Raw genomic sequence first — 12763 nt, forward strand, 5'->3', positions numbered from 1 at the left:
TTTATGGTTTTTCTACTTTTAAATTCGGATATAAATCATTCAGTCTTTTTGTGTCTTTCGCTCCGCTACTATATGTAGTAACTTTTGAATTGTATTTTGCTTCAAAAATACTTATCTGTCCCTGACAAATGTGGCATGGATCTAAAATAGTCTGTAATTCAACTTCTATTTTTAAATCATCGGCGGATTTAGCACCTAAACTTTCCATAATTTTTTGTAAATGGTAATCTTCAAATTCTCGAAGCAATTTATTTTCTGTATCTTTAAATCTTCCTGCATGTTTTTCAACTGTTGTATCAATAAAATCATCCAAAGTCTCTCCTGCTCTTAATTTTGGCTTTTTAGAAAAACCATATTTGCTGTTTAAAATGCCGATGTTTTCTCCAGAATATGCTTTTAATTCTACAATTCTTACTCTTCTTCTATAAGAAACTCTAAATTTAGCAACTGCAATATTAGCACCGCTTAATTTTTTTTGCACAATTAATTGTTCTTCCTTGGTAAGTCCACGCAAAAATGCGCCTTCTCCTTTTTTTACCTTTACCAAATCTTCTAACCTTCCCAATGAAAGATTACGCATCCCGAATTTAGGATTTTTCTTGGCAACTTCAGTAATGTGTTCTATTCTTTTCAGCACTTTTTCTTTGGTGCCTTTAAACAATATCACTTTATCGGAAATCAAAGCCCATTCGTCTGCTGTTCTCTCTACTCTTAATCCTAATCTGTAGGCTAAAAATATCAATTCGCTTTTTAATGATAGTTTGGATAAGGCATTGGAAAAAAACTCATAAGCCGAAGTAGATTTTACACCTTGTGCGGCTTTTGGTAATGGTAATAGTAATGTTAGCAACATTGTAATTTCATAACAATGTTGGTATGAGAGTTTGTAGATAGATCCACTACTATTCTCCTTATCATACTGTACAATGAGATCTTTTAGTTTAGAAAAGTTTTCAAAAACATCAATAATGAGTCTCACAAATTTTTTGATATTTGCTCTATCAGTAAGAATCTCATACAACCCTGGAAATAAAAGAAAAAGTCCTTCAAACGAATCTACCAAAGCATTCCAGAATCCGCAAAACTCTGCATTAAAGGCAAATACCCAATTCACTTCTTTTTCCGGAATATTATAGTACTCCAAATCTTCTTTGGAAACTGTGTAGTTTTCAATAAGCGTTGTTGGATTAATCCCAAATGCCTGTAGAAAAGAATCGTTGAACACCGGATCAAAATTGGATAGGTAGGGAAGATAGTTGTACTCTTGGAATCTATATTTTAGAATATTTTTTGCTTCATCCTTTAATCCGTTGATAAAATATTTGAGCGTAGTAGTGATGCCTATATTTTCGAAAATCCAGTCGATTATTTTCTGATAATTAGCTTCTGAAGCAAATTCCAGATTCATGGCATTGTGGATTTTAGCTTCCGTAAGCCGATAATGGTTAAAGTTTGGTTTTGTTTGATATAGGCTCAAAACTTTTTGGCTTATATTTTTCTTAAATTCATTTAATTCCGGGTTTATTATTTTCTTTCCGTTGGATTCGATTAAATATCCTCCTGTTGAAAATACTTTGGTATTAAGTTTAATATCATCGAAAATATCACTCCCAAAATTGCACACCACTTGTTCTACTTCATTTTCTTTATGATTTGAAAATAAATGAAATAATATGAGATTAGAATCTTTGCCCTCTAGAAACCAAAAAGCATTATTCATTATATTTTTTAATCTTTCGTAGTCAGATTCTAAAAAAGCCGTGTAATTATCAATACCAGAATCCCTGTCAGGAGTTGTTTCAATAATTGTTATTCTTTTTTCTTTGTTTAAATCTTCCATTTTTATTGATATTTGAGATTGATCGCTTCGGAATATTCCTGATAAGAGATCTTATCAATATCAACATTTGGAAAGTTGCCTGCAACTGAATGATATTTCGCTTTTTTCTCCAAGAAAAAACGATATGAGTTTGCTGCATTTCTTACATTAAATCCCAATGCTTTTATTTTAGGAATTTCTAAAGGTTTTATTATACTCATTTTGTAAATGTTAAATGGTTTAAAAATAGAAATGGCGGCAGAAACCGCCATTTCATATATTAATTAATCTAAAGTACTTGTTGTTACACCTCCTCCAATCATATTAATATCTTGTGGTTTTCCAAAAGCACTGCTTCCTTCTAATTCCAAAGGATTTTCACAGTTTTTAGGATCATCCGGGAAGATTGGTAAGGCATCATCCACTATAAGACCTGCAGAACCAGCCTGAAGAATAGTAAGCGTTGTAGGAATTCTTGTAATCCAATACTTACCTTGCGGTTTGCCAGTAGGCTGTCGCATTTCATCTACAATACTCATATACATTGGGTCTCCGATCACAGGAACGGCACCGCCATTCCATATGATGCCTGTTTCAAGGAAGAATTGTACAGCAGTTTCAAAGCCGGGCTTTACGGTAACGATAATTCTTGCCATTCCCGCCTGAAGGAAACTTCTGAAAAGAGGATCCATACTTTCGGTAAGGTAGAATTCCTGCCAGCTTTTGCGGTTTGCCCAGTAATACGGATAGAAAGTATAATCCATGATTTCCCACTCGAACGCCTGTTCCATGAACTTGGCCAACGCAGCATACTGATCAAGGTTATCATTTAAATACACCTGGAAATTATCCATTTTAGTATTGTCATTCAGTGCATTTGTAGTTTCCTGTCCCAGTGTATTCAGGTAATCCTGCAACAGATAAGCGATACAGTTGTGCTTTAACGTATCATGCTCCATATAACGGTAGAAGTTTCCTTCCTTTTCTTTCGCTTCGGCTTCTTTTTCCTTATACTCGGCATCCAATTTTGCCTGCTCTTCCTGAAATGCTTTGTATGCTTCATCGTACGCTTTGATGATGGCGTTGAAGTTTTCAATTTTCCACTGAAGCATATAATCGTCAGAAAGTTCACATTCAAATACAAAAGAAACATTAAAAGAATCTGCACCACGACCATGATAGTTGAACGGATATGAGCCGGTTATGTTCAATCCATTCACATTATAGCTCCCGTCATTGGAGCCGCGTCCTACATCCGGAAGATCAAGCATTCCGCCCTGGAAATTATCTACGCTCATTCCTCGTCTGTCATATCCGTAATTCACTTTTACTTTTTTCCCGGCATAGTTCTGAGGCATATCCAGCATCATTATTTTATTACCCCAATCTCCGCTGAGCTTGATATATTGCAATCCTATTACATGCTGAATTTTCTCTTGAGGAAGACTTGTAAGCGTAATTCCGTAGATTCCTGCCCAATATTGCAACAATTCCTTAGTCGCTGTTTTGGGACTATTCATTGTGTTAGGTGCAGGGGCTGTTCTCGGATCTACCGGGGCAGTCAACACCTGAGATTTGGATACAGCAACGGCCAGGCGATGTAGTCTTGAAGGTTCCGGAACCATAAATTCAAACATGGTACGTACACCATAGTTATAAATCTGGTTTTTCATCTTTTTATCAATCCATCGGTACACCCCTGTAATGTGTTTAGGCTGCGCTGCTTCAGCATCGTCCGTTTTAGTTACTTTTCCTCTGTTATCAAATTCATGAACATTGGTTTCTGTATATTCTTTGATGATTTTTTGCACCCTCTCGTCGGATACTTTGGTCAATACCCTTTCCATTGCTCTTTCTGTAATTTCCTGAGATTTGGCAACGGCTTGTCTCGTACTGTCATGCTGTGCGGTATTGTTGGCATAATCAGCACCTGTCTCTAATGTCCATCCCCAGGCTTTTCCGCTTGCTCTTGTATGCGCCTGAAAACTTTGTTGCTTATCCAGTTCTTTCGCCACTTCCGTCTGCATATCTGTTCTGGAAGTTTTGGAAGTATCGGAAATTTTTTCGGTTTCCTGAGATTTTGATGTCGTATCTGTAATTTCGGAGTAATCTCTGGCCACGGAAGATTTGTGTCTCAGCTCGCTTGCCATGACGTTCTCAATATTAGACACTTCCCCAGGAACATATGCATGAACACTCTGTACCACTTTCAGATAATCTGCAACTCCTAATCTTTTAATTCCGAAATTTTTACGCTTCTGAATTTTTACATTTTCCGTCTCGTCAGGATTTTCTACCACACCTCTTTTTAAAGTAAGCATGCCGGTAAGATTTAAATCTTCTTTAACTGTTTGATTTCCCAGGTCTGCGTAGGCCAGGCTTCCGTTATCAAAAATAATTTCTATTCGGAAAGAAAGGTTTAGCCTGAACTTGTTAATAAGGCTCGCTGGCAATGTAATTTTATCATTGATGACCGGAATATTGCTGAAACTTTCTTCAAAACTTCCTGCAGTATCGGTGGTGGTAATAATTTTTGCTGTAGCCACACTCCATGAAGTATCTTCAACTTCAAAAGAAAAATTAATAAATCCTCCGGTACCTAAAAACCCGTAAGCATTATGAGCAAAAAAGCTATAAGCCATTGACGTCCTTGATGTACTCTGCACTACCGGGACAGATGCGCCGGCAAGATTAATATACTGCTGTTGCTGAAGGGGCGAACTTTCCAATGCAGCCTGTATGTTAGAAGAAATATTGTTTCCTACGATGTGTAAAGCATCATTATAAGTCTGTAATTCGTCATCAAGAATAATATCCTGAGAACCAATCCTCATGGTATTGTCGGAAAGGATTCTGATTCCTTCTTTTACAACTTCTTCAAAGGCTTTTTTATGATCGAATTCAGCAAAAAGCTTAATGAACGTATCAAAAGATTCACCTGAAAGATTTTCTTTCAGATCCTGTAAATTAATTTCTTTTTTATAGGAGAATTCAAAAGGTTTTACTTCATATCGCCTTAACTCATCGTAGAGAAGGATTTTTTCTTCTTCAGGGGTTTCTTCCGTAATCTTGGTCTTGACCTCTGCCAATTTCATGGCGTAGACATCCAGCGCTTCCCTATTTTCTTCCTGATATCTTGTGAACTGATCCTGATAAACCTGGTGTCTCAATTTATGATATTCTTTCTGAAGTTTTTCCAGTTCTGCGTAAAACTTTTCGAGTGCTTCTTTTTGATGAATTGCTTTATTGGCCGTTACTAAAGTTTGTGCTTCAGATTCTAATCTTTGCATTGCTTTTGTACTCAGAACAGTAGTGGAATCTCCGGCCGCGATTCTTGAAGAATCAGATCCTAAAGCAGCAGTATCATCAGAAAATAAAGACTTTGGCAATACGATTTTTCCGTCTAAAGCTTTTTCCAATGGTTTTTCTCCGTTGATTTTAATGATTTCAGCATCCGTTAAATTCATACTTTGTGCAAAACCAAGATGAATTGCCATTAAAATATGGCTGATTGCCTCTTTTACATAGAAGTCTGCCTGAGTAACAATCTGAAAAATATAGTTGTTCCAAAGCGCAGTAAATATTTCGACTCCCTTGGCTGTTAGCTCTTTATTGTCATCAGTGAGACTTTTATAATAATCTTTTACATAAGCCCATTCATCAGATTGAATTTCTTCTTTTTTAGAAACCTTTCTTCCGATAATCAAAAGTTTTCCGAATTCGCCTTCTTCAATTTTTTTTTCAGTATCAAATCCCGAATTGCTGAATGTTGCTGCTTTTTTCACCATTTCTCCGAGTTTTGAAGCTCTTGAATATTTTCCTGCAACAGCAGTATCAAAGACACCTGATGCTCCTTTTGGTCTATGAATAAACCCTAAGTTTTTTTCTTTGGTTTCTGTTAATTGTGGGTTTCTTAAGCTTACGAATCTGAATAGCGTCTGAGACGCATTGTTGTTTGTTGACATTTGTGTAAATTTGTTTAGTGTTTAAATAGGTTAAGATTTGAAGTTTCTTTTTAGCAGAGTCACTTCAGTTTTAGCCTTATTTTTTTAGGTGGTATTCAGGCTAAAGTATATCCACCTGAAGTTTTAATTTTGAATTTCATCTTTTACTGTTTTACATTGCAAATATCCACCGGGGAAGCGACAGAAGTTGACGTATTAAATTTGTTTTCAGATATTTTTAAAGATTTTTTGTAGTTTTCTGATAATCAGAAAGAAGAATTTACAACGTATTTCTTGTACCGTTCATCGCTGGATTTCTTATTAAAAAAACATTTAAAGTTCATTGAATATGAATCTGTAAAGACGGAATTGATGCGGAATTGAACAACCTGAACAGAAATTTTACTTTCCATTAAACAATATTGTGCAGTTTAGCAGCATTTATATTTTTAGCTTTTTAAAAAGGAAGATTCATTGCATTGTATTGAAGCGTTCACTAAGATCAAATTTCTTTATAGCACAATGATAACGCCGTTTATTGGTTCTGATCTGAATACGATATAATATATTAATGGAAAACCTGATTCTTTTTTAATAGAGACCGAAAGAATTTGCTTTGTTTGGAAAGTGAAAACATCAATGTAGCTGCCTGTCTGAGCAAAGAACTGCTGTCATCAAAAGTTTTATATTATTTAAGGAAATTTAAATCTAAAGAATATTGTACTATATTATCCTGTAATTTTGGATATAAAAAAAGCTCTCTTAAAAAAGAGAGCTTGTATGCTGACATTCAGCTAGTACCCCAGGCGGGACTTGAACCCGCACGCCAAAAGAGGCACAGGATTTTAAGTCCTGCGTGTCTACCAGTTCCACCACCAGGGCAGGCGTGGAGCGAAAAACGGGATTCGAACCCGCGACCCCAACCTTGGCAAGGTTGTGCTCTACCAGCTGAGCTATTTTCGCAAACTGTGCGGATGAAGGGACTCGAACCCCCACGCCTCTCGGCACCAGATCCTAAGTCTGGCGTGGCTACCAATTACACCACATCCGCGTGTTTTTTGTTTTACTGATTTTTAATGATCTTCTTTCGTTTTCAGTGGTGCAAAGATAGAATAATTTCTTTTACCTCCAAAATTTTAAATAAAAAAAATTAAATTTTTTACATTTTTTAGGTACGACCCCCTTTATTACATTTCATTTTATTACTTTTACAGCGTTAATTAATATGATATGGAATTACAAGGAACTGTAAAGAAACTTTTTGATGCTCAGACTTTTGCGAGCGGTTTCCAAAAAAGAGAAATGGTTATTTTGACGCAAGAGCAATATCCGCAGCCAATAAACATAGAATTTTTGTCTGATAAGATCAGCTTATTAGATAATCTGAAAGAAGGCGAAAATGTAAAGGTAGGAATCAATATCAGAGGAAGAGAATGGGTTTCTCCACAGGGCGAGACAAAATACTTCAATTCAATTACAGGATGGAGAATCGAGAAAATATCTGACAATGCTTCAGAACCTACACAGGCAGCACCTTCTCAGTCTGCATCTTCTGTTTCCAATGAAAATCCTTTCGCCGGAGACGATGATGACGATTTGCCTTTCTAAACTTACAAACACTATTGAAATACAAATCCTGCTTTCTTAAGTGGGATTTTTTTTCCTGAAAAATGATTCGATTAGACAAAAACGAGATTTCTTTCCCCGATCCTGAAATATATGACGGCCACGAAGGCATTATTGCTTTTGGCGGAGACTTGTCGGTAGAAAGAATTTGGTTTGCCTATCAACACGGTATTTTCCCTTGGTACAATCCGGGTGAAGAAATCCTCTGGTGGTGTCCCGACCCGAGGTTTGTACTATTTCCTGATGAGATTAAAGTTTCAAAATCAATGAGGAAAATCCTTAACCGGCCAACTTTTACATTCTCTGAAAATAAAAATTTTAGAGACGTTATAAAAAACTGTCAGGAGGTCACCAGAAAAGGACAATCGGGCACATGGCTTTCGGATGAATTGATGATGGTTTTTATTCAGCTTCATGAATACGGCTTGGCAAAAAGTGTGGAGGTCTGGCAGAATGACGAGCTTGTAGGCGGCTTTTATGGACTTCAGATCGGTAATGTTTTCTGTGGCGAAAGTATGTTTGCGAAAGTAAGCAATGCTTCAAAAGCAGGATTTATTCATTTTGTTGAAACCCATAAAAACGAACTGGAATTAATTGACTGTCAGTCTCACACCGACCATTTAGAGAGTCTGGGGGCAAGAATGATTCCCAAGCGGGAATTTCTGAAACTTTTACGAAAAAATAATGAACACAGATAGAGAAAAATGGATTCTTCTGGTCTTCCTGAGTGTAATCTGGGGATCATCTTTTATTTTAATTAAAAAATCTCTCGATCATTTTAGCCCTTATCAGGTGGGAGCTTTGAGGGTTCTTATCGCCGGAATTATTCTGATGCCTATTGCAATTTCAAAATATAAACTCCTTCCGAAAAAACATCTGAAATGGTTGTTGCTGGCTGCTTTTACGGGGAATTTTATTCCGATGTTTTTATTTCCTATCGCTGAAATGGAAGTCAGCAGCAGCATTGCCGGAATTGTGAATTCTATGATGCCGATTTTTGTGATTATTGTAGGGGCTCTGGTATGGAAGTTTGAAACGACAAGTCGACAGATTACAGGAACTTTAATAAGTTTTACAGGCGTTTGTTTACTCGCTTTCGGAGGCAATGCTGAAAGCGGGACTTTTAAGCTGATTCCTATTCTTTTGCTTTTGCTGGCAACTTTATGCTATGCGGTAAGCACGACTACGGTAAAATCTAAATTAATGGAAGTTTCTTCCACTGTTTTATCGGCTTTTGTCTTTTCGTTTGTGCTTTTCTTTCCATCATTAATTGCGCTTACATTTACGGGATTTTTCTCAACTTTCAGCTGTGATAAGGATCATTTGACAGGGCTTATGTTCGTAAGTTTACTTTCAATCTTCGGAACAGGACTGGCCATGATGATGAATTATCGTCTGCTGAAGGTGTCTTCCCCTTTATTTGCTTCTACAGTTACTTTATTAATGCCTATTGTCGCTATTATCTGGGGCATTCTTGATGGCGAAAAGCTTTCTGCCATTCAGTTTGTCGGAGCCGCAATTATTATTGCCGGCCTGATTTTTCTAAGAACAAAAACCAACATTATAAAAAAGTAAATCCCGCAAAATAACTGCGGGATTTTATGTAATTAATCTGAACTAACCTTCAGAATTTTTTCTTTTTACTTTTGCTTTAGCCTTTTTCACCTCATCTTTTATGAAAGGATATTTTTTCTGCATATCCGAAACCAGAGAAGGATCAAGTTCCAAAGCATACATCAGTGTCTCCTTTCCTTTTTCCTGATCTTTCAGGTTGAAATAGCAGTTGCTCAACTGGTAATACAATTCAGCCCTGTGATGCGATTTTACGGCTTTATTTAAAACCATAATAGCTTCTTCATATTCGCCCAATAGCATTAAAACTTCAGAATAGGCGTACCAGTTGTAAAATCTTGAAGGTTCTGCTTCCACCAGCTTTTTAAGGCAGGCAAGACTTTCCTCAAATTTTCCTGCATCAATAAATAAAAACGCCAGTCTTTTCTGGTAATCAAGATTATTTTCATTAAGATGAGTCGCTTCTCTTGCAAAATGTAGAGCTTCTGTCATCCCACCCATTTCTTCATAGATGTAAGATTGTTCCATCATGGCAAGATAAAACTGCGGATCTTCTCTTAATGATTTCTGAAATGCATTTAAAGCAACAATCGGTTGTTTTAGAGCTTTATAGCAAAGTCCGATTTTATAGAAAGTAAATGCTTTTGTGTATTCCAGTTCAAGCATTTCTTCATAAACGGCAATCGCTTTTTTATAATCTCCCAAAGCTTCGTAGCAGGCTGCTTTATTAGCATACACTCCTACAGAGCTTGAATTAATAGCCAGTAAATAATCATATCCTTTGATGGCTTCTTCGTAATTTTTTCGGTTAAAGTAAAATTGTCCGTACTCAAACCACGCAATTTCCGAATAGGCATATTCATCGAGATATTCATTCAAAAAGGCAATAGCCTCATCACTCTTATTTAAATCTGAAAAGCAAACCATACAGTTTTCCAGCGCATAATCGTCGGTTGGATCTTCTTTAAGGGCTTTTCTGTAATGTTTGAGAGCGTTAAAAGGATCTCCCAGATTCACATATTCATCGGCAATAAAGTTGTGAAGGAAATTTTCTTCTTCTTTCAGTTCTAATGCTTTCTTACAGATGTCAATTGATCTTCTCGGGTTTCCCAGATTCGAATAATACTTCGCGTAGCAGACCAAAAAGTCTGTGTTTTCCATAGAAGAACCTTTCAGCTCGTCAATCAGCTCTTTTGCGGTATTATAATCTTCCCATTCCAAAAGAATTTCAAGTTTTTTGATCTTGATGTCTAAGGAATTGGGATGAAGCTTCAGACCGTAATTCACTGCAGTGTCTGCATAATTAAAGTCTCCAAGCTCCAGATAATAAACAATAATGTCTTCCAACTCTTCTGTATCAAAGTAGAATTCATCATTATTTTCCATCATTTCCTCGAACTTTTTTACAAGTTCATTTCCAAAATATTCTTCCAATATAAAACAGTTTTAAGATTTAAGACCAGAGATATGAGATGTACAAATACTCGCTTCTGAAAATCTTAGTTTTAAATTTAATAATAAATACGATTAAAATGATGAAAAGGTTGTTAACTTTTATTAAATCAAACTATTGATTTTAGCTATCATCTCATCACCTAACCTGTCGGCTTCCTCCTGTGATTTAGCTTCTGTATAAATTCTGATAATAGGTTCGGTATTCGATTTTCTTAAATGAACCCAGTTGTTTTCAAAATCTATCTTTACGCCGTCTACCGTAGAAACCTCTTCATTTTGATACTCTTTTTCCATTTTAGTTAAAATATCATCTACGTTAATCTCCGGAGTCAGCTCTATTTTCTTTTTACCCATAAAATAGCTTGGGTATCCGGCTCTTAGTTCAGAAACCGATTTGTTTTCTTTGGCAAGATGCGTTAAAAACAACGCAACGCCTACTAAAGAATCTCTTCCGTAATGAAGGTCAGGATAGATAATTCCTCCGTTTCCTTCTCCTCCGATCACTGCATTTTTCTCTTTCATTAAAGTAACCACATTCACTTCTCCAACAGCACTGGCAAAATACTCTGAATTGTGATTTTGTGCTACATCTCTCAACGCACGACTTGATGAAAGGTTGGAAATAGCTACGCCGTTTTTATTTTTCAACAAGTAATCAGCAACAGCAACCAAAGTATATTCTTCTCCGAACATCTCTCCTTTCTCATCGATAAGAGCCAGTCTGTCTACATCCGGATCAACCACGATTCCAAAATCTGCTCCCTCTTTTTTTACCAACTCACAGATGTCTCCCAAATGCTCCTTCAACGGCTCTGGATTGTGTGGGAAATGTCCTGTCGGTTCACAGTATAATTTTATCGTTTCGCAACCCAGCTTATCCAATAACATCGGAATGGCAATACCACCTGTAGAATTTACCGCATCCAAAACTACTTTGAACTTTTTACCTTTAATGGCTTCTACATCTACCATTGGCAGATCAAGAATCTGCCGAATATGAATATCAAAAGCATCATCTCTTGTTTCATATTTCCCTAAATCATCTACTTCTGCATAATTGAAATCTTCACTTTCTGCAAGGGCTAGAACTTCTGCACCGTTTTCTCCGCTGATAAATTCTCCTTTGTTATTGAGTAATTTAAGCGCATTCCACTGTTTTGGATTGTGAGAAGCGGTCAGGATAATTCCACCGTCGGCTTTCAGTTCAGGAACCATAATTTCTACTGTTGGCGTTGTTGAAAGGCCAAGATCAATAACATTAATTCCCAATCCCTGCAATGTTGCCGTAACCAGAGAGGAAACCATCTGCCCGGAAATTCTCGCATCTCTACCGATAACGAGGGTAAGGTCCTTTTTATTGTTGTTGTTCTGAAGCCAGGTTCCGAATGCGGAAGCAAATTTTACCACATCAAGCGGTGTAAGATTATCGTTTACTTTTCCTCCGATAGTTCCACGGATTCCTGAAATACTTTTTATTAGTGACATTTATTTTTTCTTAGTTTGTTTTAGAATTTTCTTTTCATCTCCCTCCAGCTTGCGTTGAACTTTTTTGATATCTTCTAACGCTGGAAGACTTTCAGGTTTTATACCTCTTTCTCCTAATATTTTTCTTACCGCCAGATTATTTTCTATATGTTCATTGGTAATTTGAGAATCTCCATTCAGATCTTTTTCAACTACATTATGACTGGTCAGTTCGGTAGCAAAGTCTTTGGCTTTTATCGTTAATGTTGGGAGAAAATCAGCTAAAGGACGAGTCTGGGGAACTCCCATTCTTTTCTTCATATCATTTGTCGTAAAACCCCCGAACAAAGCCTGGTCGCCTTTAGATCTGATTATAGAAAAGCTTTTTTCATCAACACCTCTTTCATAAATAATTCCTGAAAGTTTCTTTTCTGTTTTTGATAATTTTTCTCTTGCCGTTACTCTTTCAACATCCAACAATCTTTTCTCAATAATTTCCTGCCTTCTCGTCTGGACAGCAAAATAAGTTTGAGCAAAGGCAATTTCAGATTTTGAAGAATCTCCGTTTTGTGCAATTAAATAGCATGCATATCGTGTTAAAGCAATATCAGAGATTTCTCTTTGTGCTCCTTTGGCCAATTCTATCATTTTCCCGATATCGGCAAAATGATCAGAAATATTTCCGCCCGCATTTTCACAAGCCTTTTTTGCTTTTTCAATAACCTTTAGAAAATTATCCCATTTTGTGTAGTTAAGGATTTCCTGCAAGTCTCTTGCGCTCCAGCATTCTATGCCGTTATACAAATGTGAAGCATTTTCGAACTTTAAAAATAGCTCTTCGATTAATTCTTTTTTCATATATTCCTGTGTATTTTTTACAAAA

9 protein-coding genes and 3 tRNA genes are annotated in these 12763 nt (G+C 36.5%); 3 read left to right on the forward strand and 9 right to left on the reverse strand.

Going from position 1 to position 12763, the window contains the following annotated elements; genetic code table 11:
- Window position 1: 1 nt before the first annotated feature.
- The 6 genes from BLR30_RS12360 to BLR30_RS12385 all read right to left on the reverse strand — a co-directional run bounded on the left by BLR30_RS12360 (window position 2) and on the right by BLR30_RS12385 (window position 6814).
- Window positions 2–1840, reverse strand: a complete 1839-nt coding sequence (locus BLR30_RS12360; RefSeq protein WP_089859181.1) for a hypothetical protein — start codon at window positions 1838–1840, stop codon at window positions 2–4.
- A 2-nt stretch (window positions 1841–1842) separates the two neighbouring features.
- A complete protein-coding gene (locus BLR30_RS12365; RefSeq protein ID WP_139164627.1) occupies window positions 1843–2040 on the reverse strand; it encodes a hypothetical protein in 198 nt (65 codons plus the stop codon).
- Window positions 2041–2103: 63 nt separating this feature from the next.
- Window positions 2104–5784, reverse strand: a complete 3681-nt coding sequence (locus tag BLR30_RS17920; protein ID WP_228400761.1) for a hypothetical protein — start codon at window positions 5782–5784, stop codon at window positions 2104–2106.
- A gap of 777 nt (window positions 5785–6561) precedes the next feature.
- Window positions 6562–6645: transfer RNA gene (locus BLR30_RS12375), tRNA-Leu, on the reverse strand.
- Window positions 6646–6650: 5 nt separating this feature from the next.
- Window positions 6651–6726 (reverse strand) — tRNA-Gly (locus BLR30_RS12380).
- Between the two features lie 6 nt (window positions 6727–6732).
- Window positions 6733–6814 (reverse strand) — tRNA-Leu (locus BLR30_RS12385).
- A 179-nt stretch (window positions 6815–6993) separates the two neighbouring features.
- Between BLR30_RS12385 and BLR30_RS12390 the strand changes: the two genes are divergently transcribed.
- The 3 genes from BLR30_RS12390 to BLR30_RS12400 all read left to right on the forward strand — a co-directional run bounded on the left by BLR30_RS12390 (window position 6994) and on the right by BLR30_RS12400 (window position 8964).
- A complete protein-coding gene (locus BLR30_RS12390; protein ID WP_089859187.1) occupies window positions 6994–7371 on the forward strand; it encodes a DUF3127 domain-containing protein in 378 nt (125 codons plus the stop codon).
- Between the two features lie 62 nt (window positions 7372–7433).
- Window positions 7434–8087: a leucyl/phenylalanyl-tRNA--protein transferase gene (gene aat, locus BLR30_RS12395; RefSeq protein WP_089859190.1), complete on the forward strand. Its 654-nt coding sequence runs from the start codon at window positions 7434–7436 to the stop codon at window positions 8085–8087.
- A complete protein-coding gene (locus BLR30_RS12400) occupies window positions 8074–8964 on the forward strand; it encodes a DMT family transporter (protein ID WP_089859193.1) in 891 nt (296 codons plus the stop codon). Before aat ends, BLR30_RS12400 begins: the two co-directional genes overlap by 14 nt.
- A gap of 42 nt (window positions 8965–9006) precedes the next feature.
- Here the strand turns inward: BLR30_RS12400 and BLR30_RS12405 are convergent, their stop codons facing one another.
- The 3 genes from BLR30_RS12405 to dinD all read right to left on the reverse strand — a co-directional run bounded on the left by BLR30_RS12405 (window position 9007) and on the right by dinD (window position 12738).
- On the reverse strand, window positions 9007–10395 hold the full coding sequence (locus BLR30_RS12405) for a tetratricopeptide repeat protein (protein WP_089859195.1): 1389 nt from the start codon (window positions 10393–10395) through the stop codon (window positions 9007–9009).
- A 123-nt stretch (window positions 10396–10518) separates the two neighbouring features.
- Complete coding sequence (glmM, locus tag BLR30_RS12410; protein ID WP_089859197.1) at window positions 10519–11901, reverse strand: phosphoglucosamine mutase; 1383 nt, start codon at window positions 11899–11901, stop codon at window positions 10519–10521.
- Window positions 11902–12738, reverse strand: coding sequence for a DNA damage-inducible protein D (dinD, locus tag BLR30_RS12415; RefSeq protein WP_089859200.1), 837 nt, complete (start codon window positions 12736–12738; stop codon window positions 11902–11904). It lies immediately after the preceding gene.
- Window positions 12739–12763 lie beyond the last annotated feature (25 nt).

This window comes from Chryseobacterium taeanense, assembly GCF_900099685.1.
Lineage (GTDB): Bacteria > Bacteroidota > Bacteroidia > Flavobacteriales > Weeksellaceae > Chryseobacterium > Chryseobacterium taeanense.

Coding starts and splice junctions, on each gene's coding strand:
- BLR30_RS12360 (WP_089859181.1), bottom strand. CDS start 1,840: ATGGAAGATTTAAACAAAGAAAAAAGAATAACAATTATTGAAACAACT.
- BLR30_RS12365 (WP_139164627.1), bottom strand. CDS start 2,040: ATGAGTATAATAAAACCTTTAGAAATTCCTAAAATAAAAGCATTGGGA.
- BLR30_RS17920 (WP_228400761.1), bottom strand. CDS start 5,784: ATGTCAACAAACAACAATGCGTCTCAGACGCTATTCAGATTCGTAAGC.
- BLR30_RS12390 (WP_089859187.1), top strand. CDS start 6,994: ATGGAATTACAAGGAACTGTAAAGAAACTTTTTGATGCTCAGACTTTT.
- aat (WP_089859190.1), top strand. CDS start 7,434: ATGATTCGATTAGACAAAAACGAGATTTCTTTCCCCGATCCTGAAATA.
- BLR30_RS12400 (WP_089859193.1), top strand. CDS start 8,074: ATGAACACAGATAGAGAAAAATGGATTCTTCTGGTCTTCCTGAGTGTA.
- glmM (WP_089859197.1), bottom strand. CDS start 11,901: ATGTCACTAATAAAAAGTATTTCAGGAATCCGTGGAACTATCGGAGGA.
- dinD (WP_089859200.1), bottom strand. CDS start 12,738: ATGAAAAAAGAATTAATCGAAGAGCTATTTTTAAAGTTCGAAAATGCT.